This is a genomic window from Stenotrophomonas sp. Ker107b, from assembly GCF_053847245.1.
In genome coordinates, this window is sequence record NZ_JBSPHX010000001.1 from 358421 (window position 1) to 381819 (window position 23399).

The 23399-nt window shown below is 67.7% G+C and carries 18 protein-coding genes and 1 pseudogene; 13 read left to right on the forward strand and 6 right to left on the reverse strand.

What is annotated here, in order from left to right; genetic code table 11:
• Positions 1 to 75: 75 nt before the first annotated feature.
• Positions 76 to 2139 carry a putative bifunctional diguanylate cyclase/phosphodiesterase gene (locus tag ACWV8V_RS01840; RefSeq protein WP_455898794.1) on the reverse strand — a complete coding sequence of 688 codons (2064 nt, stop codon included), beginning with the start codon at positions 2137 to 2139 and terminating at the stop codon, positions 76 to 78.
• 151 nt (positions 2140 to 2290) lie between these two features.
• Here ACWV8V_RS01840 and radA point away from each other — a divergent pair, with 151 nt between their 5' ends.
• The 3 genes from radA (at position 2291) to ACWV8V_RS01855 (ending at position 8045) form a co-directional block, all read left to right on the forward strand.
• The gene (gene radA, locus ACWV8V_RS01845; RefSeq protein WP_455898795.1) at positions 2291 to 3670 is read left to right on the forward strand and encodes a DNA repair protein RadA; all 1380 of its coding nucleotides are present in this window, start codon (positions 2291 to 2293) and stop codon (positions 3668 to 3670) included.
• A gap of 163 nt (positions 3671 to 3833) precedes the next feature.
• A complete protein-coding gene (locus ACWV8V_RS01850; RefSeq protein WP_455898796.1) occupies positions 3834 to 5690 on the forward strand; it encodes an ATP-binding protein in 1857 nt (618 codons plus the stop codon).
• Positions 5691 to 5738: 48 nt separating this feature from the next.
• A complete protein-coding gene (locus ACWV8V_RS01855) occupies positions 5739 to 8045 on the forward strand; it encodes a tetratricopeptide repeat protein (RefSeq protein ID WP_259261387.1) in 2307 nt (768 codons plus the stop codon).
• Positions 8046 to 8085: 40 nt separating this feature from the next.
• On the opposite strand, the pseudogene ACWV8V_RS01860 reads toward ACWV8V_RS01855, so the two are convergent.
• Positions 8086 to 8759 (reverse strand): annotated as a pseudogene (locus ACWV8V_RS01860) (cytochrome C assembly family protein).
• A 250-nt stretch (positions 8760 to 9009) separates the two neighbouring features.
• On the opposite strand from ACWV8V_RS01860, the gene ffh reads away from it, so the two are divergent.
• The 8 genes from ffh (at position 9010) to ACWV8V_RS01900 (ending at position 15060) form a co-directional block, all read left to right on the forward strand.
• Positions 9010 to 10389 carry a signal recognition particle protein gene (gene ffh / locus ACWV8V_RS01865; protein ID WP_259261388.1) on the forward strand — a complete coding sequence of 460 codons (1380 nt, stop codon included), beginning with the start codon at positions 9010 to 9012 and terminating at the stop codon, positions 10387 to 10389.
• 76 nt (positions 10390 to 10465) lie between these two features.
• Entirely contained in the window at positions 10466 to 11542 is a 1077-nt protein-coding gene (locus ACWV8V_RS01870) for an NAD(P)H-dependent flavin oxidoreductase (RefSeq protein ID WP_455898797.1), read from the forward strand.
• Positions 11539 to 12336, forward strand: a complete 798-nt coding sequence (locus ACWV8V_RS01875) for an aminotransferase class IV family protein (RefSeq protein WP_455898798.1) — start codon at positions 11539 to 11541, stop codon at positions 12334 to 12336. The genes ACWV8V_RS01870 and ACWV8V_RS01875 overlap by 4 nt, the downstream gene beginning before the upstream one ends.
• Positions 12337 to 12454: 118 nt before the next feature.
• Entirely contained in the window at positions 12455 to 12715 is a 261-nt protein-coding gene (gene rpsP, locus ACWV8V_RS01880; protein WP_017356068.1) for a 30S ribosomal protein S16, read from the forward strand.
• 42 nt (positions 12716 to 12757) lie between these two features.
• Positions 12758 to 13270, forward strand: coding sequence for a ribosome maturation factor RimM (rimM, locus tag ACWV8V_RS01885; RefSeq protein WP_070473373.1), 513 nt, complete (start codon positions 12758 to 12760; stop codon positions 13268 to 13270).
• 5 nt (positions 13271 to 13275) lie between these two features.
• Positions 13276 to 14034 carry a tRNA (guanosine(37)-N1)-methyltransferase TrmD gene (gene trmD / locus ACWV8V_RS01890; RefSeq protein WP_455898799.1) on the forward strand — a complete coding sequence of 253 codons (759 nt, stop codon included), beginning with the start codon at positions 13276 to 13278 and terminating at the stop codon, positions 14032 to 14034.
• A gap of 155 nt (positions 14035 to 14189) precedes the next feature.
• A complete protein-coding gene (gene rplS, locus ACWV8V_RS01895) occupies positions 14190 to 14597 on the forward strand; it encodes a 50S ribosomal protein L19 (RefSeq protein ID WP_019184486.1) in 408 nt (135 codons plus the stop codon).
• 85 nt (positions 14598 to 14682) lie between these two features.
• Entirely contained in the window at positions 14683 to 15060 is a 378-nt protein-coding gene (locus ACWV8V_RS01900; protein WP_259261392.1) for a DUF6404 family protein, read from the forward strand.
• Here the strand turns inward: ACWV8V_RS01900 and ACWV8V_RS01905 are convergent.
• Entirely contained in the window at positions 15057 to 16544 is a 1488-nt protein-coding gene (locus tag ACWV8V_RS01905; RefSeq protein WP_259261393.1) for an MATE family efflux transporter, read from the reverse strand. The two genes, ACWV8V_RS01900 and ACWV8V_RS01905, sit on opposite strands and share 4 nt — an antisense overlap.
• Positions 16545 to 16788: 244 nt before the next feature.
• Between ACWV8V_RS01905 and ACWV8V_RS01910 the strand changes: the two genes are divergently transcribed.
• Together ACWV8V_RS01910 and ACWV8V_RS01915 are read left to right on the forward strand one after the other, a co-directional pair.
• Positions 16789 to 16950, forward strand: a complete 162-nt coding sequence (locus ACWV8V_RS01910; protein ID WP_369348596.1) for a hypothetical protein — start codon at positions 16789 to 16791, stop codon at positions 16948 to 16950.
• The gene (locus ACWV8V_RS01915) at positions 16943 to 17347 is read left to right on the forward strand and encodes an RNA-binding S4 domain-containing protein (protein ID WP_265309380.1); all 405 of its coding nucleotides are present in this window, start codon (positions 16943 to 16945) and stop codon (positions 17345 to 17347) included. The genes ACWV8V_RS01910 and ACWV8V_RS01915 overlap by 8 nt, the downstream gene beginning before the upstream one ends.
• Before the next feature lie 69 nt (positions 17348 to 17416).
• Here ACWV8V_RS01915 and katG read toward each other — a convergent pair whose 3' ends face one another.
• The 3 genes from katG to mutS all read right to left on the reverse strand — a co-directional run bounded on the left by katG (position 17417) and on the right by mutS (position 23246).
• The gene (gene katG, locus ACWV8V_RS01920; RefSeq protein ID WP_455898800.1) at positions 17417 to 19651 is read right to left on the reverse strand and encodes a catalase/peroxidase HPI; all 2235 of its coding nucleotides are present in this window, start codon (positions 19649 to 19651) and stop codon (positions 17417 to 17419) included.
• Positions 19652 to 19852: 201 nt separating this feature from the next.
• A complete protein-coding gene (locus tag ACWV8V_RS01925; RefSeq protein ID WP_259261397.1) occupies positions 19853 to 20467 on the reverse strand; it encodes a DUF937 domain-containing protein in 615 nt (204 codons plus the stop codon).
• Between the two features lie 157 nt (positions 20468 to 20624).
• Positions 20625 to 23246: a DNA mismatch repair protein MutS gene (gene mutS, locus ACWV8V_RS01930; RefSeq protein ID WP_455898801.1), complete on the reverse strand. Its 2622-nt coding sequence runs from the start codon at positions 23244 to 23246 to the stop codon at positions 20625 to 20627.
• Between the last annotated feature and the right edge of the window lie 153 nt (positions 23247 to 23399).

Consider the following 23399-nt stretch of genomic DNA (forward strand, 5'->3'; position numbering starts at 1 on the left):
TTCGCCCTCGCATCCGTATGAGAAGCCGAGTCCCGCCGCGGCTCGGCTACCGGAACCGAGGCGCCGAGCCGCGCGTTACGCCGCCTTCGCCAACCGCATGAACTCCGCCGCATCCACCGGCCGGCCCAGGTGATACCCCTGCAGCTGATCGCAGCCCATGTCGCTCAGGTACTGGCGTTGGCCGGCCGTCTCCACGCCTTCGGCGACGATCTGCAGCTGCAGCGAACGGCCCAGCGCGATGATCGATGAGACGATGGCGGCATCCTCGGCGTTGTCCTCCAGATCACGCACGAACGCACGGTCGATCTTCAGCTCGGTGGCCGGCATGCGCTTGAGGTAGAGCAGGCTGGAGTAACCCGTGCCGAAATCGTCGATGGAGATGTTCACGCCCATCGCGGTCAGCCCGTGCAGGATCAGCAGGCTGGCATCGACGTCCTTCATTGCCGTGGTTTCGGTCACTTCCAGCGTGAGTCGTTTCGGGTCCAGGCCATGGCGATCCAGGGTGCGGCGCACCGTATCGAGCAGCGTACTGGAACCGAACTGCAACGGCGACAGATTCACCGCCATGGTCCAGTCGGGATTCCCGGCATCGTGCCACTGGCGCAGCTGGCGGCAGGCGTGGTCGAGCACCCACTCGCCGAGCGCCAGGATCAGCCCGCTTCGCTCGGCGATGGGGATGAAGGCGTCGGGCGAGAGCAGCCCCAGCTCGGGATGCTGCCAGCGCACCAGCGCTTCGGCGCCGATCAGTGATTCACCATTGGCCTGGAACTTGGGCTGGTAATGCAGCACCAGCTCATTGCGGCTGACCGCTTTGCGCAGCTCCTGCAGCAGTTTGAGCTGGCGGTTCGCGCTCACGTTGAGCGACTGGGTGAAGAACGTATAGCCGTTCCGGCCCGAATCCTTGGTGTGGTACATCGCGGCGTCGGCGTGGGCCATCAGGTCGCGCTCGGTGGTGGCATCGGCCGGGTACAGCGCGATGCCCAGGCTGGCGCTGACCTGCAGTTCCAGTGCATCGATCTCGAACGGCTCGGCCACGCAGGCGATGATTCGTTCGGCGACAACGGCGGCGTCTTCGGGGTCGTCGATCTGGAACACGATGACGAACTCGTCGCCGCCCAGCCGGGCGAAGGTGTCCTGCGCGCGCAGCAGCGCCGACACGCGTTCACTGACCTGGATCAGCAGCTTGTCGCCGAGCTGATGGCCGTAGGCGTCGTTGATCGTCTTGAAGCCATCCAGGTCGCAGAACATCACCGCGAAGCTGAACTGTCGGCGGCGTGCTTTCTCGATGGCCTGCTCGATGCGGTCCTGCAGCAGCATGCGGTTGGGCAGCTGGGTCAGTGGGTCGTGCAGGGCCGCCTGCAGCAGCTTTTCATTGGCCTGCGCCAGCGAGTCGGCCAGCAGGCCGGTGCGGGTGCGCATCTGTCGATCGAACACCGAGGAGATCAGCGCGATGCCCAGGGTGCCCAGGGTGGTGACGATCACCAGCACGGCCAGCCATTTGGCATCGATGCCTTCGCCGAACGCGGCACCGCAGACCGCGCCCTCGGGGAAGTTGGCCGCGGCCATGCCGGTGTAGTGCATGCCGACGATCGCCAGGCCCATCACCAGCGAGGCCAGCCCGCGCAGCAGGAAGGGCCGCCGCTGCTCCAGGCGCAGCCGGAAGGCGATCCACAGTGCTGCGCCGGCCGCGCCGATGGCGATCAGGATGGAGGCGGCGAACCAGACCGGGTTGTAGTCGATGCCCGGCTGCATCTGCAGGGCGCTCATGCCCAGGTAATGCATGGTGGCGATGCCCAGGCCCATCAGTACCGCGCCGGCGCACAGGCGCGACCAGGGCAGCTCCGCGCGCGAGACCAGCCACAGCGCATAGGCCGAGGCACCGACCGAGACCGCCAGCGAGTACAGGGTGATCGCCAGGTCATAGCCGACCGGGATCGGCAGATGGAAGGCCAGCATGCCGATGAAGTGCATGGACCAGACCCCCAGGCCCATCGCGGTGGCGCCGCCGGCCAGCCACCAGCGGGCGACCCGCCCTTGGGTACTGGCCAGTCGGCCGGCCATGTCCAGCGCGGTGTAGGAGGCGAGGATGGCAACCAGCAGCGAGAACACGACAAGACTCTGGCTGTAGGTGCCGGTCATGGAGAAGCCTGGAAAGTTGAAGGAAAGGCGGTGGCCCGCCGGAGTATCGGCACTGTGGCCGGATTCTTGAGGGGGCTGGGGCGCACGGCGTCTCGGTTGCTGCGACGCGGCTCGGCTATCCTGCCGCATCGATTCTGAAGCGGAAGTTGACATGGCCAAGCGACTCACCGCTTACGTCTGCAGTGAATGTGGCGCCGAATACAGCAAGTGGCAGGGCCAGTGCACCGAGTGCGGGGTCTGGAACACGCTCAGCGAAATCACGCTGGAAAGCGCCACGCCTGCCAAGTCGTCGCCGGCGTCGCGCCGTTCCGGCTGGGCCGGCAAGGTGGATGCGCCGAAGATCATGGCGCTCAAGGACGTACAGCAGACCGAGCACCTGCGGGTGAGTACCGGCATCGGCGAGTTCGACCGCGTGCTCGGCGGTGGTCTGGTCGAAGGTGCGGTGGTGCTGGTCGGTGGCGATCCCGGCATCGGCAAATCCACCCTGCTGCTGCAGGCGGTGGCGAAGATGGCCGCCAGCCTGCCGGTGCTGTACATCACCGGTGAGGAATCGCTCTCGCAGGTGGCTGGCCGTGCCGTTCGCCTGGATCTGCCGCTGGACAACGTCAACGCGTTGTCCGAAACCCAGGTCGAGGCGATCCTGCAGCATGCCAGCGTAGCCAAGCCGCGGCTGATCGTGGCCGATTCGGTGCAGACGCTGTGGACCGAATCGCTGACCGCCGCGCCCGGCTCGGTCAGCCAGGTGCGTGAGAGCGCCGCACGGCTGGTGCGCTTTGCCAAGGAAACCGGCACCGCCGTGTTCCTGGTCGGCCACGTCACCAAGGAGGGCGGCATTGCCGGCCCGCGCGTGCTCGAGCACATGGTCGACGCGGTGCTGTACTTCGAAGGTGAGAGCGGCAGCCGATTCCGCCTGCTGCGGGCGTTCAAGAACCGCTTCGGCGCGGTCAACGAGCTGGGCGTGTTCGCCATGGGCGAGAAGGGCCTGAAAGAGGTCTCCAATCCCTCGGCGATCTTCCTCTCCGGCGGCAGCACCCAGCAGCCGGGCAGCTGCGTGATGGTGACCCGCGAGGGCACGCGCCCGCTGCTGGTGGAAGTGCAGGCACTGGTGGACGCTTCTCCGCTGTCCAACCCGCGCCGGGTGGCGGTGGGGCTGGAGCAGAACCGCCTGGCGATGCTGCTGGCGGTGCTGCACCGGCATGGCGGCGTGCTGGTGGGCGACCAGGACGTGTTCGTCAACGTGGTGGGCGGCATCCGCGTGCAGGAGACTGCCGCCGATCTGCCGGTGCTGCTGGCGGTGCTGTCTTCGCTGCAGGACCGGCCGCTGGCCGAGAAGACGATCGCCTTCGGCGAGGTGGGCCTGTCCGGCGAGATCCGCCCCGTGCCCAACGGTGAAGACCGCCTGCGCGAAGCAGCGACGCATGGCTTCAAGCGCGCGATCGTGCCAAAGGCGAATGCACCGAAGACGGGCAGCGTGAAGGGCATGGAGGTGATCGCGGTGGAGCGGTTGTCGGAGGCGATCGACGCGCTGTGACCGGGGCCGGGCCGAGGCTCGGTTGTCGCGCCCCTGTAGAGCCGAGCCCATGCTCGGCTCCACCCATGACGAATGGGTCTGCGGTCAGCCAGCCTGTGCTAGTTTTCCGGGCTCGACGAAGGCGCCCTCCGGCGCTTTTCCGTGGCAAGGAGTAATCGATTACATGCAGGACCCGATGTTCAGCACCCCCGCTGCCGAAATCCGCCGCGCCGGGGTCGATCTCAATGGACTGATGACGGTGCTGGGCAAGCACCTGTATTCCACCCCGATGGTGGCGCTGCGCGAACTGGTGCAGAACGCGCACGATTCGATCATCCGCCGCCGTATCGAGCAGCCCGGCATCCCGTGTGTGTCGCGCATCGACGTGCAGGTCGATGCCGCCGCCGGCGTGCTGCGCATCACCGACACCGGTGCCGGCCTGACCCGGCAGGAAATCCACGATTACCTGGCCACGGTCGGCGTGGGTTACACCCGTGGCCTGCGCCAGGAGGGCGAGGACAATGACGGCTTGATCGGCATGTTCGGCCTGGGGTTCCTGTCGGCCTTCGTGCTGGCGCGCCGTGTCAGCGTGCGCACCACCTCCTACCAGGCGCCGGAGCTGGGCCACCTGTACGTGTCCAGCAACGCCGAGCAGTACACCGTCAGCGACGTGCCGGCACGGGCGATCGGTACCGAGGTCGAGTTGCAGCTGCATCCGGACTTCCTGCCGCTGGCCAACGAAGCGCGCCTGCACGAGGTGCTTGGCCGCTACTGCGCGCTGCTGTCCGAACCGATCTTCATCGGCGCTGCCGCCGAGGCCATCAACCCCGAACCGCCGCCGTGGCGCGGGCAGGGGGACGTCGCGCTGCATCCCGTGCAGGCGCGCCGCCAGGCGCTGCAGTTCGCTGCCCGTTTCGAACACGATTTCGAGCCCATCGTGACGATGCCGCTGCAGTCCGATGGCAGCAGCGACGCCGTCGGGATGCTCTGGGTGCAGGACGGTGCCACCTACGGCACCAGCGACAACCGCAACCTGTCGGTGTTCGTGCGCGGCATGCTGCTGGACGACGATGCACGCGACCTGCTGCCGCCGTGGGCCGGCTTCATCGGCGGGGTGATCGAATCGTCGAAGCTGACCCCGACGGCCAGCCGCGAGGATCTGCAGCGCGATGATCACTATCGCGCCGTGCAGCACGCCCTGCTGGAAGCGCTGATCGATGGCCTGGCCGACGTCGCACGCCAGCAGCCCGAAGCCTGGCGGCGTGTGCTCAGCCGGCACAATGAAGCCCTGCTGGGCGCAGCCCTGTGCGATGAGCGCCTGTTCGACCTGCTGCTGGAACACGTGCGCGTGCCGACCTCGCAGGGCGACCTGCCGGCCAGCGCGTTGCCGGCGCGTGGCGCGGTGCATGTGATCCTCGACAACGGTGGCGGCTTCGAGGAAATGTTGTTCCGTGCGATGGGCGTGCCGGTCGCGCATGGCCATCGCTATGCAGTGGTGCCCTTCCTGCGCCGCTGGGCCCAGGCCAAAGGCCTGCGCCTGGTTGAGCTCGGTACCGAGCAGGGCAATCGCGCACTGTTCCGCACTGACGACAGCCTTGACGATGCGCAGCTGGCCTGGCTGCGCGAACACCTGGGCGATGGCGAACAGCTGCTGCCGGCGCGGTTCAGCCCCGAGGCGCTGCCGGTGGTGGTGGTGCCCGACCGCGAAGCCGAGCTGAAGCAGCGACTGGAAGACGACGAGAACGACAAGCGCGTATCGATGGCCGCACTGCGGCTGGCGCGCCAGTTCACCGCGCGAATCGAGGCGCGTGCGCCGTCACGGCTCTACCTCAACCTGGACAATCCAGCGGTGCAGGCATTGCTGCAGGCCCAGCGCGATGGCCACCCGCAGGCCGCCTCGGCCGCACGCCTGCTGCGCTCGCTGAAGATCATCGTGTCCGCACAGGGCCGGCCGTTGCAGCGGGGGGCGGCAACGCCGGGCCCCGATCTCAATGGTGCATTTACCGATATTGCCGGTGCCCTGCAGCAGATGCTGCGCTGAGCACCGCCCCCTCTCATCCAGCCTTCGCTAGACAGGAGCATTCCCCCCATGGATATCTGGAACTGGGTTGAAAAACTGCAGGAAGACCTGCGTCAGGCCGGGCAGGCACAGAACGCCCACCTGCTGACCCGCCTTGCCGATGACGTCAGTGAACTGCAGGTCGACCGCGTCGATGCACTGCTGCCCGAAGCGCGCGCGCTGGGCAAGGCGCTGGACAACCCCTGGGTCGACGTCTATGTCGGCCATTGGGCGCTGCGCAACCGCGTCGGCAACCGCATGGAAGGTGAAAGCGCACTGGGCGAGTCGGTGGCGCTGTTCGAACGCGCACACCGTGCCGATACCCTGGATTGCCCGCAGTCGATCTGCGTCACCCAGGATCTTGCCGCCTGTTACGGCAACATCGATGGTCCGGGCTGGGTGCCCGAGCGCATCGAGGTCTGCGACGAGACGCTGGGCCGTATCGACCCGAGCTGGGCCTGCTTCCAGTGCCTGAGCTGCGAGAAGGCGGACGCGCTGCTGGACGACGGCCGCGGCCAGGACGCGCTGGAGTACCTGCAGGTGCAGGCGGCGGCGATCCAGGCGCGTGGCAAGGAGGTGTTCGACAGCTTCCCGGAAATGCAGATCAAGATCCTGCTGGCCAGCGGCCGTGCGGAGGAGGCGCTGGCACTGATCGAGCAGCGCGAGGCCGAAGTAGCCGCTGCAGGCGACTACGAGCCGGCCAACTGCACGGTGCCGCGCCGGCTGTCCAAGGCTTGGGCGCTGGCCCAGCTGGGGCGTGACGAAGAGGCACTGCAGCAGCTGGTGCCATGGAGCGAGCTGACGCCGAACCACTGGCGGTTGTGGGCCAATTCCGCCTCGACACTGTGCAGCCGGGATGGCGCGCGCAATACCTGGGATCTGGGCACGCGCTTCAACACCATCATCGAGCACTTCGCCGCGGTCGGCGCGCATCGCTTGGTGATCGAGATCGCTGCATTGAGCCTGGAACTGGCCCTGCAGCGTGGCGCGCGCTGGGTGGCGCAGCGCCAGCTCGGTCTGGCCCGGACCCATCTGGCGCAGCTGCGGCAGGATCGTGGCGCTGCCGCGCTGGTGGCTGGATTGGCCGCACGGATCGAGGCACTGCCGGAGATGGCACCGCTGCCGGTGCCCGCCGATGAACTGCTGGCATGGCTGCAGGCGCAGGGCGAACAGCACCAGTCGCGCGATCCTGAGCGTGAAGCGCAGTGGCTGCTGCAGGCGCACGCCGAGCAGCCGGACGACGGCGCGCTGGCCGAGGTCGCTGCCTCGGCGCTGCACGCCTGCGGCGCAACCACCGAAGCCATGGCGCTGCTCTGGGACTTCGTCCGCGGCCACGCGCAGGAAGATGGCGCGGCGGCCTACACCCTGATGCGTTGGCTGGCCGAGCAGGGCGATGATGATGGCCTGCGCAGGCTGGCCGCGACCTATCGCGACAGCGTGCCGGTGTTCGCGCACTGGTGCGAAGTACAGCGTGCACGGCGCGCGTCCGACTGGCCGGCGCTGGAACAGGCCGCGCAGGCGTTGTTGGCGTTGTCGCCGGGCTCGAACGGCGCACGCCGGACGCTTGCCAGCATGTACATGGAGACCGGCCGCTTCAGCGATGCGCAGGCCTGCTACGCGCAGCTGGTGGAGACGCTGGAGGAGCCGAATGCCGCGCACTGGGACCACATGAGTGCGGCGAGTGCGGCGGGCGACTGGGATGCGGTGCGACGCTCGGCGGCCGCGATCGGCATGGAACTGTCCAGCCAGCAGGGCGTGGTCGAAGAGCCCTGGGGCTGGGTGATCATCCGCAGCGAAGACGGCGGCGAGCCGGTGGAGTACTACGCCCGCCGCAGCGGGCCGGTGACCGCGCGCATCGTCGAGAACGCACCGGCCAACCGCGCGCAGCAGGTGGGTGACTGGGTGGTGTTCGACGCCGGCCTGGTGCACCCCGCACCAGAGGACGAAGCCGAGCGCGAGCACTTCATTCCGACCTATGCGCAGGTGCACGTGCTGGAGCGGGGGGGATTCGCACGCAGCTGGCTGGTCGACGGCGCGCATCCGGGCGAGGCGGCATGGAACGCGTTGGTGGAAGCGGCCGAGGCGCAGGGCTGGAAGGTGTGGTCGCACAGCCGTGCGGATTACACCGTGACCGATCCGGATGCCGAAGGCGGGACGCTGCCGGGGCTGCTGTTCACGGTCGCCCAGCCGCAGGATCACGCGCCGCTGGCACTGCATCGCTTCCTGCAGCAGGCGACGGCGGGGTGGGCACACCCACACTGCTGGCTGCGCCTGGCCGAGGCTTGCGACCAGGACCGGCAGCCGCATCTGGACGCGATCGAACGGTACGGGTTGTGATCAGCGGATAGCGGCGTGCCGACCGTTGGTCGGCACGCCGCTATCGCGTGCGTCCGAACACCAGTTCGATCACGAACTGGCTGCCGAAGAAGGCCAGCAGCAGCAGCGCCATCGCGGTGAGGGTCCAATGCACCGCCTTCGCACCGCGCCAGCCATAGCGACGGCGGCCGATCAGCAGCGTGCCGAACACGATCCAGGACAGGATGCTGAGCACCGTCTTGTGCACCAGCTTCTGGGCCAGCAGGTCATCGACGAACAGCACGCCGGTGACCAGGGTCAGCGTGAGCAGCGCAAAGCCGACCGCGATCACCCGGAACAGCAGGGCTTCCAGGTCCGCCAGTGGGGGAGCGCACGCAGCCACGGGCGGAAATCACGGCGGCGCAGGGCGCGTTCCTGCAGCCACAGCATGATCGCCAGCAAGGCGGCCACGCTCAGGGTGGCGTAGGCCAGCAGCGCCATCCACGCGTGCGTGGCCAATTGCCAGCCCAGCGGTTTGCTCGGCTCGTGGCCGTAGGCGTGATAGATCCACAGCACCACGGCGGCCATCGGGAACACCAGCACGCCAAGCGCCGCCATGCGCCCGCGCGCGGCGACCAGCGAGGTCAGCCACGCCATGCCCAGGCCGACCAGCGACAGCGCGGCGAAGAAGTGCATGTCCGGCCCGCCGCTGGTACGCATCGCCACCAGCACGTGATAGCCGCCGTGCAGCAGCATGGCCGGCAGCGCCGGCCACAGCCAGGCCGGGGAGGTCACCGCATCATCGCGGACGACCGCGCGCACCAGCAGGCCGGTGGCGGTCAGGTACAGCAGGGTCGCGATGAGAACGATTGTCATCGTGTCAGTTTCGCATACCCCCGGGGTGCTGGCGATGCCCGCAGCGCCGCCGCCGGGGCCGGTCCGGGAGCCGGGGCGGAACCGTTATACTGGCGGTCTCATTGTCTTTTGTTCTGAACAGGTCGCTTCCATGTTCGAGTCCCTGACCCAGCGCCTCTCCGGCACCATCGAGCGGCTGCGTGGCCGCGGTCGCCTGACCGAGGAAAACATCCGCGAGGCCACCCGCGAAGTCCGCATCGCGCTGCTTGAAGCCGACGTGGCGCTGCCGGTGGTGCAGGCGCTGGTCGAACGCATCAAGGTGCGTGCGGTGGGCCAGGAAGTGCTCAAGTCGCTGACGCCCGGCCAGGCGCTGATCAAGGTCGTGCGCGACGAGCTGACCGCGGTCATGGGCTCGGCCGCCTCGGACCTGAACCTCAACGTGCCGGCCCCCGCGATCATTCTGATGGCCGGCCTGCAGGGTGCGGGCAAGACCACCACGGTGGGCAAGCTGGCCAAGCACCTCAAGGAAAAGCGCAAGAAGAAGGTGATGGTGGTCTCGGCCGACGTCTATCGTCCGGCCGCGATCGAGCAGCTCAAGACCCTGGCCGACCAGGTCGGCGTGCTGTTCTTCCCGTCCACCGCCGACCAGAAGCCGGAAGCCATCGTCCGCGCCGCGATCGATGACGCGCGCAAGTCGTTCGTGGATGTGCTGATCGTCGATACCGCCGGTCGCCTGGCCATCGACGAAGCGATGATGGCCGAGATCAAGGCGCTGCACGCCGCGGTCAACCCGGCCGAAACGCTGTTCGTGGTCGATGCCATGACCGGCCAGGATGCCGCCAATACCGCCAAGGCCTTCGGCGATGCGCTGCCACTGACCGGCGTGGTGCTGACCAAGACCGACGGTGACGCCCGCGGCGGTGCCGCGCTTAGCGTGCGCTACATCACCGGCAAGCCGATCAAGTTCGTTGGTGTGAGCGAGAAGCCGGACGGTCTGGACGTGTTCCATCCGGACCGTATCGCCAGCCGCATCCTGGACATGGGCGACGTGCTGTCGCTGGTGGAGCAGGTCGAGCAGCAGGTCGACAAGGACAAGGCCCAGAAGCTGGCCGAGAAGGTCGCCAAGGGCAAGAAGTTCGATCTGAACGACATGCGTGACCAGCTGGAACAGATGCAGAACATGGGCGGCATCGGCGGCCTGATGGACAAGCTGCCGGGCCTGGGCCAGATCCCCGAGCACCTCAAGCAGCAGGTCAGCCAGGGCAAGGACGTGCCGCGCATGATCGCGATCATCAACTCGATGACCAAGAAAGAGCGCCGCAACCCGGGCCTGCTCAATGGCTCGCGCCGCGCCCGTATCGCGCGCGGTTCCGGCCTGACCCCGGCCGACGTCAACAAGCTCATGAAGCAGTTCCAGCAGATGGAAAAGATGATGAGCAAGATGGCCGGCGGCGGCATGAAGGGCATGATGCGCAGCATGAAGGGGATGATGGGCGCCATGGGCGGGCGCGGCGGCATGCCGTTCCGCTGAGTCCTGCGCAGGCGCATTCCGGGCAGGGGCGGTGCGGCGTATGCTGGCACCGTCTCCTTTCACAGGTGCGCCGAGCGTGAGTGTTTCCCCGCTTCTCGAACGCGCCGACAGCTTCTGTCGGCGTTTTGCATTGCAGGCCCCGATCCTGCTCGCGCCGATGGCCGGCGCCTGCCCCGTGCCGCTGTCGGCCGCGCTGGCCAATGCCGGCAGCATGGGCGCGATGGGCGCGGTGCTGTCCCAGCCGCAGGACATCGTGGCGTGGATGAATGATTTCCGTGCGCAGTCCGCAGGGCCGGCGCAGGTCAACGTCTGGATACCCGACCCGCTGCCGTCACGCGATGCCGATGCTGAAGCGGCGACACGCCGCTTTCTGGCGCAGTGGGGCCCGGACGTGCCGGCCAGCGCGGCCGATGCCGGGCCGGCCGATGTCGACGCGCAGTTCGATGCCTTGATCGAAGCGCGCCCGGCGGTGGCCTCCACCATCATGGGCGTGTTCTCGGCGGCACAGGTGCAGCGCCTGAAAGACGTGGGCATTGCCTGGATCGCCTGTGCCACGACCTTGGCCGAAGCGCGTGCCGCGCAGGCGGCCGGTGCCGATGCGGTGGTCGCGCAGGGGTTCGAGGCGGGCGGCCATCGTGGTGCGTTCGATCCAGACGCGGCCGAGCGCCAGCTGGTCGGATTGTTCGCGCTGCTGCCGCGGCTGGCCGATCATCTGGATGTCCCGGTCATCGCGGCCGGTGGCATCGCCGATGGGCGCGGCATCGCGGCGGCCCTGACGCTCGGTGCGAGTGCGGTGCAGGTGGGCACCGCGTTCCTGCGCACCCCGGAGTGCCAGTTGAATCCGGCATGGTCACAGGCATTGGCGAACGCCGAACCGGAAGACACCTGGCCGACGCGCGCCTTCAGTGGTCGTCTCGGCCGTGGCCTGGCCACCGCGTATGTGCGCGCGGCGGCGTCTGCTGACGCACCACCGCCGCGGCCGTATCCGGTGCAGCGCGGGCTGACCGCGCCGATGCGCGCGCAGGCGGGCCGGGACAACAATCTTGATGCAATGCAGGCTTGGGCGGGGCAGTCCGCGTGGATGGCCCCGGCGCGCCCGGCGGCCGAGGTGCTGCAGCAGATGTGGGCCGATGCGAAGGCGTTGCTCGGATGACGCTGTACTGCAATGGCCGCGTTGCCAGCGCCGATGACCTTGCCGGCGCACTGACCAACTACGGTCATTTCACCTCGCTGCAGGTGCGCAATGGCGCGGTGCAGGGTCTGGATCTGCATCTGCAGCGTCTGCAGGAGGGCACGGTGGAGCTGTTCGGCACCGCACTGGATCCGCTGCAGGTGCGTGCCTGGATGCACGATGCGCTGCAGGCCGAAGGTGCAGTCGATGCCTCGCTGCGGGTGACCGTGTTTTCACGGCAGTTCGATTTCCGGCAGCCGCTGCGACCCGTCGCCGTCGATGTACTGGTCGCCGTCGCACCACCGGTCGATCTGCCGGCGATAGCGCGGCGGCTGCGGACGGTGCGCTACCAGCGCGAACTGCCGCACGTGAAGCATGTGGGCACGTTCGCGCTGTTCCAGCATCGCCGCGAGGCCTTGCTGGCAGGCGTGGATGACGCGCTGTTCGTCGGCGACGACGGCCTGGTCAGCGAAGGCACCACCTGGAACATCGCCTTCGCCTCGGGTGACACGTTGATCTGGCCGCAGGCGCCCGCGCTGCGCGGTACCCAGGAGCGCCTGCTGCAGGCCGGGTGGGGCGGCGATCAGCAGGTGCGGCCGGTCGCCCTGGCGGACCTGACTGGATTCGACGCGGCCATCGCCTGCAACGCAGCCGGCATCTGGCCGATCGCGGTGATCGATGGGGGCCTGCTGGCGAACTCGGCGGCGCTGTGCGCCAAGGCCCGGCAGGTGCTGGCGGCGGCGCTGTGGCAGCCGTTGGTGGCCGGAACCGCCTGATCGGCAGGCCCTGTTCAGCTTTCCCGGCCTTCACAGGCTTGGAATGACCGGAGGCCGCCGCTATAATCGCCGGCTTACCGCGCCATCCTGGCGACTGGGCAATTGAGGAAACAACACCATGGTCAAGATTCGACTGACCCGCGGCGGCGCCAAGAAGCGTCCCTTCTACCACATCATCGTGACCGATTCGCGTAGCGCCCGTGATGGCCGCAACATCGAGCGCGTCGGTTACTACAACCCGGTTGCCCAGGGTGCCGAATCCCGCATCGTGCTGGACCTGCCGCTGGTCGACAAGTGGGTCGCCAACGGCGCCCAGATGACCGACAAGGTTCGCAACCTGTACAAGGAAGCGACCAAGGCCCAGGCCTCCGCGGCCTGATCCTGAAGGGCCGCGCCTGCCGCGGCCCATCGGTCTATACAGATGAAAGATACCGAGCGCCGCATCCTGCTGGGCAGGATTGTCGGCGCTTTTGGTGTGCGAGGCGAGATCAAGCTCGAGTCCTGGACCGAGCCGCGTACCGCCATTTTCCACTATCAGCCCTGGATCCTGCGGACCCCCGCCGGCCAGGAGAGCACGCTCACCGGTGCACGCGGACGTCAGTCCGGCAAGCATCTGGTCGCCGTGTTTCCCGGCATCACCGACCGCGATGTGGTCGAGGCGATGTACGGGACCGAAGTCTATGTCGCGCGCAGCGCACTGCCGCCCCCGAAACCCGATGAGTATTACTGGGTCGATCTGGAGGGCTTGCAGGTGCGTACCGTCGAAGGTGTCGAACTTGGGCGGGCGTCACACCTGTTCTCGACCGGCTCCAACGACGTGCTCGTGGTGCAGGGGGATCGTGAGCGGATGATTCCGTTCGTGCAGCCCGAATTCGTCGTCTCGGTGGATTTCGAGGCCAACCTGATCGTGGTCGATTGGGATCCGGAGTTCTAAGCCGGATGCGTATCGACGTCGTCACGTTGTTCCCCGAGTTCATGGCGCAGTCGGCCGCGCTGGGCGTGGTCGGCCGTGCTGCCGAGCGCGGTCTGCTGGAACTGCACGGCTGGAATCCGCGTGACTATGCCGAAGGCAACTACCGCCGGGTGGACGACCGTCCATTCGGGGGTGGCCCGGGCATGGTCATGCTGATCGAGCCGCTGCGGGCCTGTCTGGCGGCCGCGAAAGCCGCCGATCCGGCGCCCGCACCGGTGATCTACCTCAGCCCGCAGGGCACGCCGCTGACCCAGGCCAAGGTCCGGGAGCTGGCCGCACTGCCGCGCATGATCCTGCTCTGCGGCCGCTATGAGGGCATCGACGAGCGCTTCCTCGAGGCCGAGGTCACCGAGGAAATCTCCCTCGGCGATTACGTCCTGTCCGGCGGTGAGCTGGGCGCGGCGGTGATCGTCGATGCGGTGACCCGTCTGCAGCAGGGGGCCCTCGGCGATGCCGAATCGGCTGCCCAGGACAGTTTCGAAGGCCCGCAGGGGCTGCTGGACTGCCCGCATTACAGCCATCCGGCCCAGCATGAATGGGGCACTGTCCCGGACGTGCTGCGCTCGGGCAACCATGCTGCCATCGCCCGCTGGCGCCGGCAGCAATCGTTGCTGCGCACGGCGCTGCGGCGGCCGGATCTGCTCGACGAAGGCCAGTTGTCCAAGGCCGACCGCGTCCTGCTGGAGCAGGCACGGCAGGCCGTTGCCAAGGATCCAACCCCCTAGCGCGGGGGCGGGATCTTGTTTACAATTCGGGATTGCCATCGGCCTTTTGGGTCTCGTTGGCAGGAACCCCTACAAAAAACGTGCAGCACAGTCCGGTGACTGCATGAGCCCACGTTGTCGAACGACACGATCACCCGAACATTATCGGTGCACCCATGAGCAAGCTGAACAAATCCATCCTCTCGGACTTCGAATCCGCCCAGATCACCCGCGAGCTGCCGAAGTTCAGCCAGGGTGACACCGTCGTCGTCAACGTGAAGGTGAAGGAAGGCAACCGTGAGCGCGTGCAGGCTTACGAAGGCGTCGTCATCGGCACCAAGAACGCCGGCCTGAACTCCGCGTTCACCGTCCGCAAGATCTCGCACGGCTACGGCGTCGAGCGCGTCTTCCAGACCCACAGCGCCATCATCGACTCGGTCGAAGTGAAGCGTCGTGGTAAGGTCCGCGCCGGCAAGCTGTACTACCTGCGTGGTCTGGAAGGCAAGGCTGCCCGCATCAAGGAAGATCTGGCTGCTGCTGCGCAGGCCAAGGCCGCGCGCCTGGCTGCCAAGGCTGCCCAGTAATTCCCGGCCGACAACCCCGGTTGTCGCCTCAAACGGCCACCTTCGGGTGGCCGTTTGCGTTTATGGCCTCGTGATGGAGAAGCACATGGACCGTTATCCCGCTGATGTTCGTCACGCGCTGCAGGCCATGGCCGACGCCAACGTGCCCGCCGGCATGCGCGCACCGCCGATGCATCGGCTGCTGTGGCGCATGGGGCTGCGCGTGCCGCCACCGCTGCTTGCCAGCTTCAGTGCCAATCTGTTCGTGATGGGCGGGCTGTTCGGCCTGCTGTGGAGCGTCTTGTGGCAGGCGCTGATGTGGCTGCTCTTCGAACTGGGCCCGTTCCCGCCCGGCATCACCATTGGCAGCGCGGTCATGGCCGGGCTGTTGTTCGGCGTGATGATGGCGCTGCTGATGCGCTACCAGCGGCGGCGCTACCAACTGCCTGCCTGGAAGACGCTGCTGCAGGGGCGCGTGGGTTAATCCGGTCTGGCGCTGCCCGCCGGGGCAGGCTGCAGCGGCGTCGTCGGGTTCGGGTCCGCCACCGGTGACGGCGGCGAAGCGGGGACCTCGGCCGGGGCCGCCAGTTCCTCGTGATGGCTGGGCAGCATCCGCGCCTTGCGCCAGCCACCCCAGCGGTAATACGCCAGCGACATCAGCATCGCGCAGAACGAGCTGACCGGGAAACTCCACCACACCGCGTCGGCCCCCCAGCGGTCCTGCAGCAGCTCGGCGAACGGCACGCGGATGCCCCACAGCGAGGCGGCCAGGATCAGCAGCGGCGGAATCACCGCGCCGGTCGAACGCACCACGCCGGAGATCACGAAGTTCACCCCGAAGAACAGGAACGACCACACTGCGATGTGGTTGAGGTGGCGCGCCACCTCCAGCGCCTGGCTGCCCTCGGGCAGGAACAGGGCGAGGGTGTAACGGTCCAGCAGGATCAGCGGCAGGATCAGCACGCCGGTCAGCAGGAAGTTGTAGAGCACGCCGCTGCGGGCGGTGCCACGCACGCGGTCCCAGCGCTGCGCGCCGACGTTCTGCGCGGCCATGGTCGAGCACGCCGCACCGATCGCCATCGCCGGCATCTGCACGTACGTCCACAACTGCAGCGAGGCGCCATACGCGGCGGCGGTATCGGTGCCGTAGCTGTTGACCATGGTCATCATCAGGATCATCGACAGCGAGATCAGCACCATCTGCAGGCCCATCGGCACGCCTTTGACCACCAAGGCGCGCAGGATCTCGCCATCGATCTTGAACAGCGCCATGTCCTTGCGCCCCAGCCACAGCACATGGCGCTTGTTGCGCATGTACCAGAGCAGGCCGAGCAGCGAGAGCGTCTGCGCGATCAACGTGGCCCAGGCGGCGCCGGCGATGCCCAGCTGCGGGAACGGGCCGATGCCGAAGATCAACAGTGGGTTGAAGCCGATATCCAGCACCACCGAGAGCAGCAGGAAGCGGAACGGCGTGCGTGAGTCACCCACACCGCGCAGTGCCGAACTGAGGAAGGCGAAGGCGTACAGCGTCGGCATCGCCAGGAAGATGATGCGCAGGTAGGCCTCGGCCAGCGGCAGCGATTCGGCCGGTGTGCCCATCGCCGCCAGCAACGGATGCGACAACCACCAGCCGGCGATCGCGATCACCACCGACAGGCCGATGAAGAAGGTCGCGCTGGTGCCCATCACGCGCCGGGCCTGGGGCAGGTCACGCGCGCCCATCGACTGGCCGATCAGGATCGAGGCAGCCATGCCGATCCCGAATACCGAGCCGATCAGGAAGAACATGATGTTGTTGGCGTTCGCGGTGGCGGTCAGCGCCGCCTCGCCGAGGAAGCGGCCGACCCAGATCGCGTTCACCGAGCCGTTCATCGACTGGGCGATGTTGCCGGCGAGGATCGGCAGGGCGAACAGGAACAGATTGCGCCCGATCGGGCCCGTGGTCAGGTCAAGCGGCGCTTTGGCCATGTGCGCTGGAGATCAAGCTCAGAGAGCGGCACACTAGCACCAAGCCCATCAAGGGGATATCGCGATGCGCACGTTCGCGTCTCACCGCACGTCAGCCGCTCCGTCGGTCGTGACGGCCGCTGGCCGGCATCCAGCCCTCCCGGCTGACCGGTTCATCCCCGCCGCGCTGGCCCTCTTGATTGGCGCCGCGCTGACCGCATGTTCGAGTGCGGACGACCGCCTGCGCGATGCGCAGGTGCGGCCGATGGACCGACCGGAATGCCAGGTCGGCAGCCAGCGCCGCGATCTGGATGCGGGGGTACCGGCGCTGATCGGTGGCACCGGGTGCCGCGGTACACCGGACGCCCCGCAACCCCTGAACCGACAACCGGCCAACGCCGTGGAGCTGGGTAGAAAGCATGACTGATGCAACACCGGTGGCCGCCGTGCGGCTGGATGTGTGGCTGTGGGCCGCACGGTTCTATCGAACCCGCAGCCTGGCCAAACAGGCGGTGGAAACCGGCAAGGTGGATGTGGCCGGGCAACGCCCGAAATCCTCGCGCGCGGTGCGCGTGGGCGAAGCGCTGCAGATCAGCCGTGGCGATGAGGTGTTCGAGGTCGAAGTGCGTGGCCTGAGCGAGATGCGCGGCCCGGCCCCGGTGGCGCAGCAGTTGTACGCCGAGAGCGAGGCCTCGCTTGCACGCCGCGCGGAACTGCGCCTGCAGCGTGCCGCCGCAAAGAACGGGTACCAGCCGCCAGAGCACAAGCCGGACAAGCGCGCGCGCCGGTTGATCCGTGCGCTGGGCGATCTGGACGCACTGTGAGCCGCGCACCGCACACATGAAAAGACCGGGCCATGCGGCCCGGTCGTTGTGTGTGCCTGCCGTATTGAATCAACGCAGGTCGTAACGGTCCAGCTCCATCACCCGCGCCCAGGCAGCGACGAAGTCGCGGACGAACTTCTTCTCGCCGTCCGCGCTGGCGTAGACCTCGGCCAGGGCGCGCAGCACCGAGTTCGAGCCGAACACCAGATCCACGCGACTGCCGCTCCAGCGCTGCGCGCCGGTACGGCGGTCGCGGCCGCTGTAGCCATCGCCACTGGCGACCCACTGCGTCCCCATGTCGAGCAGGTTGACGAAGAAGTCGTTGCTCAACGTGCCGACGCGATCGGTGAACACGCCGTCCTTGCTGCCGCCGACGTTGGTGCCGATCACCCGCAGGCCGCCGACCAGGGCGGTCATCTCCGGTGCGGTGAGTGTGAGCAGCTGCGCACGGTCGATCAGCAGCGCCTCGGCCGGCACGCTGTAGCGGCCCTTGACGTAATTGCGGAAGCCATCGGCATACGGTTCCAGCACGGCGAACGATTCGACATCGGTCTGCTCCTGGCTGGCATCGGTGCGGCCCGGGTTGAACGGCACGCTGACCTCATGGCCACCGGCCCTGGCCGCCTGCTCGACGCCGACGTTGCCGGCCAGCACGATCAGATCGGCCAGCGAGACCTGCGCACCGCCGTCGCCGGTGAAACCGGCCTGGATCTTCTCCAGCGCGGCCAGCGCCTTGCCCAGCTGCTGCGGCTGGTTGACGGCCCAGTCCTTCTGCGGGGCCAGGCGCACACGCGCACCGTTGGCGCCGCCACGCTTGTCCGAGCCGCGGAAGGTCGAGGCCGATGCCCACGCGGTGGAAACCAGCTCGCCCGCGCTCAGCCCGGCCGCGCCGATCTGCTGCTTCAGCGCGGCGATGTCCTGCGCGCTGAGCGCGGTCTTCGGGGCCGCCGGCACCGGGTCCTGCCAGACGAATTCTTCGGTGGGAATTTCCGGGCCGAGGTAGCGTGCACGCGGGCCCATGTCGCGATGGGTCAGCTTGAACCACGCACGGGCAAAGGCATCGGCGAAGGCCTGGGGATCGGCCAGGAAGCGGCGCGAGATCTTCTCGTAGGCCGGGTCCACACGCAGCGACAGATCGGTGGTGAGCATGGTCGGGCGATGCTTCTTCGACGGATCGTGCGCGTCGGGAATGATCGCCTCGCTGTCCTTGGCCACCCACTGGTGCGCACCGGCCGGGCTCTTGGTCAGCTCCCACTCGTGGCCGAACAGGATCTCGAAGAAGTCATGGCTCCACTGCGCCGGGGTGCGCGTCCAGGTCACTTCCAGGCCACTGGTGATGGTATCGCCGCCCTTGCCGGTGCCGAATCGGTTGGCCCAGCCCAGGCCCTGGCTTTCCAGGCCCGCCGCTTCCGGTTCCACATCGACGTTGTCGGCCGGGCCGGCGCCGTGGGTCTTGCCGAAGCTGTGGCCACCGGCGATCAGCGCGACGGTTTCCTCATCGTCCATGGCCATGCGGCCGAACGTATCGCGGATGTCGAAGGCCGCCTTGAGCGGATCGGGATTGCCATCCGGGCCTTCCGGATTGACGTAGATCAGGCCCATCTGCACCGCGGCCAGCGGGTTCTCCAGATCGCGCGAGTGGATGTCACCGTCCGCGTCATCGTCGGAGACCAGCACCCCGTGGTCTTCCTGCACGCCTTCGGATCCATGCGCATAGCGCACATCACCGCCGAGCCAGGTGGTTTCGCGGCCCCAGTACACATCCTGGTCGGGTTCCCAGGTATCCGGGCGGCCGCCGGCGAAGCCGAGTGTCTTGAAGCCCATCGATTCAAGCGCGACGTTGCCGGTGAGCACCAGCAGGTCCGCCCAGGAGATCGCCTGGCCATGCTTCTGCTTGATCGGCCACAGCAGGCGGCGTGCCTTGTCCAGGCTGACGTTGTCCGGCCAGCTGTTGAGCGGGGCGAAGCGCTGCTGGCCGCGGCCGGCGCCGCCACGGCCATCGCCGATGCGGTAGGTGCCGGCGCTGTGCCAGGCCATGCGCACGAACAAGCCACCGTAGTGGCCGAAGTCGGCCGGCCACCAGTCCTGCGAATCGGTCATCAAGGCCTTGAGGTCGGCCTTGAGTGCGGCGTAATCCAAGCCCTTGAAGGCCTCGGCGTAATCGAATGCCTCATCCAGCGGATGCGACCGGGTCGAGTGCTGGTTGAGCAGGTCCACCCGCAGCTGCTTGGGCCACCAGTCGCGATTGGTGGTGGCATCGCCGACGAGGGCGTGGTTGAACGGGCACTTGGCTTCGCTTTTCATGGGTATCTACCTGTGTACTGGCGAACGTGGCCACCATCGGCGTGGGGGAGGCGATGGCGACGTCGGAAAGGTTGCCTGCACATCGGGCCGCCGGGCAGCGCGATGTGAAGGCGTGCCTACACGTTAGCCATTGCTGTTCATTCGGTACATTCGAATGAATCAACTAATGCGATAGGCGTAGGCTATTTCGAGCGCGTGCCGTCAGCGCTTGCCGAACAGGCCGCCGCCGAGCTTGAGCAGATCGCCGACGCCCAGCTGCCCATCGCCGTCCTGGTCCAGCACGGAGGTCAGCAGGCCACCGCTGTTGGCACTCTGTGCTTCCTGGCCGAGGGCCTGGCTGAGCTGACCCGGGTTGGCGTTGCCGCCGCTGGCGAAGCGCTGGGCGAGATAGGACATGACGATGGGGGCGAGGATGGCGAGCAGCTGGCTGGTCTTGCTGCTGTCCAGCCCGGTGGCCTGGCTCAGGCCCTGGGTGGCGCGGTCAGTGTTGCCGCCGAAGACGTGGCCGAGGATCCCGGCACCGTTGGTGGCATTGCCGCCCCCGCCGCCCAGCACGCTGCCCAGCAGCCCGCCCAGATCGAAGCCGCCCCCGGCACTGGCCGGCGCATGATCACGCTGCAAGGCGCCCAGCAGTGCCTGTGCGCCTTGGGGTTCCTGCGCGTTGCGGCCCATCGCGCCGAGCAGCAGCGGCAGGGCCGCGCCCACTGCGGTGCTGGCCTGGTTGGGGTCGATGCCCAGCTGCTGGGACACCTGCTGCAGGCCTTGGCCCTGCTGCAGTTGCTGGAAGAGGGACGCGGCAAGTGATTCGGTATTCACGGCGGGCTCCACGGCAGGGATGGGAATCGCCCGAGCATAGCGCTGCGTTCACTACGGGAATGCGAAGAATTCACGCAGGCCTGCTAGGACACCCGACCAACGGTCGGGTGCTACCGGCTCTGCGGGGAGCCGCCCAGCGGCCGGCACTGCCGGATCGTCAGAGCAGCGTCTTCAACCGGTACAGCGCTTCCAGCGCCTGCTTCGGGGTCAGCTCGTCCGGATCGATCGCGGCCAGCGCGTCCTGCGCGGCGGTGTTGGGCGCGTTGAACAGGCCGAACTGCTGCGGTGCATCCAGCGCCTGCGCGGCGACCACGGCCGACTGCGTGTCGTGGCTGCGCTGTTCCAGCTCGGCCAGGCGACGCCGCGCCTGGGCCACGGTCGACTTGGGCAGGCCGGCCAACGCGGCCACCTGCAGGCCGAAGCTGCGGTTGGCCGGGCCATCCTTCACGGCGTGCATGAACACCAGCGCGTCGCCATGTTCCACCGCATCCAGATGCACGTTGGCGATGCCGCTGGCGCCGCCTTCGTGCTGCTCGTCGGCCAGTGCGGTCAACTCGAAATAGTGCGTGGCGAACAGCGTGTAGCAGCGGTTCTGGTAGGCCAGATGCCGTGCGACCGCGTCAGCAAGCGCCAGGCCATCGTAGGTGGACGTGCCGCGGCCGATCTCGTCCATCAGCACCAGCGACTGTGCGCTGGCGTGATGCAGGATGTAGCTGGTCTCGGCCATTTCGACCATGAAGGTCGACTGCCCACGGGCCAGATCGTCGCCGGCGCCGATGCGGGTCAGGATGCGGTCGATCGGGCCGATCACCGCGCGGCTGGCCGGCACGAAACTGCCGATGTGGGCCAGCAGCACGATCAGCGCGTTCTGGCGCATGTAGGTGGATTTACCGCCCATGTTCGGGCCGGTGATGACCAGCATGCGGCGGTCGGGATGCAGGTCCAGATCGTTCGGCTCGAACGGCTGCTCGCGTACCGCTTCCACCACCGGATGACGCCCGCGCTCGATCTTCAGGCACGGCCCGGTTTCCAGTTGCGGCCGCGCCCAGTCCAGCGCCTGCGCGCGTTCGGCGAAACCGGCCAGCACGTCGAGCTCGCTCAGCGCGGCGGCGCACTGCTTGAGCGGCTCCAGCCCGCTGGCGAGGATGTCCAGCAGTTGTTCGTACAGGAACTTCTCGCGGGTCAGCGAGCGTTCCCGCGCGGACAGCACCTTGTCTTCGAAGGACTTCAGTTCTTCGGTGATGTAGCGCTCGGCATTGGTCAGCGTCTGGCGGCGCGTGTAATGCACCGGCGCCTTCTCCGACTGGCCCTTGCTGATCTCGATGTAGTAACCGTGCACGCGGTTGTAGCCGACCTTCAGCGTGGCGATGCCGCTGCTGATGCGCTCGCGCTGTTCCAGATCGATCAGGAACTGATCGGCATGCGTGGACAGGCGGCGCAGTTCGTCCAGCTCGGCGTCGTAGCCTTCGGCGATGACGCCGCCATCGCTGAGCTTCAGCGGCGGGGTCGGGGCGATCGCGCTGGCCAGCAGATGCGCGCATTCGTCATGCGAGCCCAGTGCATCGTGCAGCGCGATCAGCCGTGGCGAATCCAGCGGTGCGAGCACCGCGCGCACCTCGGGCAGCAGGCCCAGGCCATCGCGCAGCGTGGAGAAATCGCGCGGGCGCGCCGAGCGCAGCGCCACGCGGGTGAGGATGCGTTCCAGATCACCCAGTGCACGGAAGGCATCGCGTACGTCGCCCTCGGCGCCGCGATCGATCAGTGTGGCGACCGCATCGTGGCGGTGCACCAGCACCTCGCGCAGGCGCAGCGGGCGGTGCAGCCAGCGCCGCAGCAGGCGACCGCCCATCGGCGTCACTGTGGTATCGAGCACGCCAAGCAGGGTGTTGCGGGTATCGCCATCGACCCGCGTATCCAGCTCCAGATGGCGGCGCGTGGCCGCGTTCATGGCGATGGCTTCGCTCGCAGTTTCCGTGGCGATCGCGGTGAGGTGCGGCAGGCGTTGCTTCTGGGTTTCTTCGACATAGCCGAGCAGGGCGCCGGCGGCGGCGGTAGCGCGTGGCTTGTCGTCGATGCCGAAGCCGGTCAGATCGTGCAGCTTGAAGAAACTCAGCAGCTGGCGGCGGCCGCTGTCGGCATCGAACAGCCACGGCGCGCGACGGCGGATGCCATTGCGGTACTGCAGGAAGGCCGGCCAGTTTTCTTCATCGGGCACCAGCAGTTCGGCCGGCTCCAGGCGGGCCAGCTCGGCTTCCAGCGCATCGTCCGAATCGACCTCGTTGACCAGGAAACGGCCGCCGGCCAGATCGGCCCACGCCAGCCCGTAGCCGTTCTTCCCCCGCGAGAGGGCCATCAGCAGCGTGTCGCGGCGCTCGTCCAGCAGCGCTTCGTCGGTGACGGTGCCGGGGGTGACGATACGCACCACCTTGCGCTCGACCAGGCCTTTGGCCAGCGCCGGGTCGCCGATCTGCTCGCAGATCGCCACCGACTCGCCCAAGGCGACCAGGCGCGCCAGGTAGCCTTCGTAGGCATGCACCGGCACGCCGGCCATCGGGATCGGCGCGCCGCCCGAGCTGCCGCGCTGGGTCAGGGTGATGTCCAGCAGCCGCGCCGCCTTGCGGGCGTCATCGTAGAACAGCTCGTAGAAATCGCCCATCCGGAAGAACAGCAGCAGGTCCGGGTAGTCGGACTTGGCGGCGAAGAACTGCTTCATGAGCGGGGTGTGCTCGGCGGTCCCCTTGCTGTCTTTGGCTTTCAGTTTGGAATCAGTGGTTTGCAAGAAACGTCCTTACGAATACGGGCGGTCGATCCGGGCTGTGCGCGGCAGGCAGGCCGGCCGTCATCAAGGCGCCCAGTTTAAGCCGAGCCATCGGAAATTCCCCGGCCGCGGGTCAAACGCACCGGGAAGGGCAGGGGCGCGGGGCGGCAATGT

Bases quoted from the DNA above. Each gene is read 5' to 3' on its own strand.
- ACWV8V_RS01840 (WP_455898794.1), bottom strand. From the start codon at position 2,139: ATGACCGGCACCTACAGCCAGAGTCTTGTCGTGTTCTCGCTGCTGGTT.
- radA (WP_455898795.1), top strand. From the start codon at position 2,291: ATGGCCAAGCGACTCACCGCTTACGTCTGCAGTGAATGTGGCGCCGAA.
- ACWV8V_RS01850 (WP_455898796.1), top strand. From the start codon at position 3,834: ATGCAGGACCCGATGTTCAGCACCCCCGCTGCCGAAATCCGCCGCGCC.
- ACWV8V_RS01855 (WP_259261387.1), top strand. From the start codon at position 5,739: ATGGATATCTGGAACTGGGTTGAAAAACTGCAGGAAGACCTGCGTCAG.
- ffh (WP_259261388.1), top strand. From the start codon at position 9,010: ATGTTCGAGTCCCTGACCCAGCGCCTCTCCGGCACCATCGAGCGGCTG.
- ACWV8V_RS01875 (WP_455898798.1), top strand. From the start codon at position 11,539: ATGACGCTGTACTGCAATGGCCGCGTTGCCAGCGCCGATGACCTTGCC.
- rpsP (WP_017356068.1), top strand. From the start codon at position 12,455: ATGGTCAAGATTCGACTGACCCGCGGCGGCGCCAAGAAGCGTCCCTTC.
- rimM (WP_070473373.1), top strand. From the start codon at position 12,758: ATGAAAGATACCGAGCGCCGCATCCTGCTGGGCAGGATTGTCGGCGCT.
- trmD (WP_455898799.1), top strand. From the start codon at position 13,276: ATGCGTATCGACGTCGTCACGTTGTTCCCCGAGTTCATGGCGCAGTCG.
- rplS (WP_019184486.1), top strand. From the start codon at position 14,190: ATGAGCAAGCTGAACAAATCCATCCTCTCGGACTTCGAATCCGCCCAG.
- ACWV8V_RS01900 (WP_259261392.1), top strand. From the start codon at position 14,683: ATGGACCGTTATCCCGCTGATGTTCGTCACGCGCTGCAGGCCATGGCC.
- ACWV8V_RS01905 (WP_259261393.1), bottom strand. From the start codon at position 16,544: ATGGCCAAAGCGCCGCTTGACCTGACCACGGGCCCGATCGGGCGCAAT.
- ACWV8V_RS01910 (WP_369348596.1), top strand. From the start codon at position 16,789: ATGGACCGACCGGAATGCCAGGTCGGCAGCCAGCGCCGCGATCTGGAT.
- ACWV8V_RS01915 (WP_265309380.1), top strand. From the start codon at position 16,943: ATGACTGATGCAACACCGGTGGCCGCCGTGCGGCTGGATGTGTGGCTG.
- katG (WP_455898800.1), bottom strand. From the start codon at position 19,651: ATGAAAAGCGAAGCCAAGTGCCCGTTCAACCACGCCCTCGTCGGCGAT.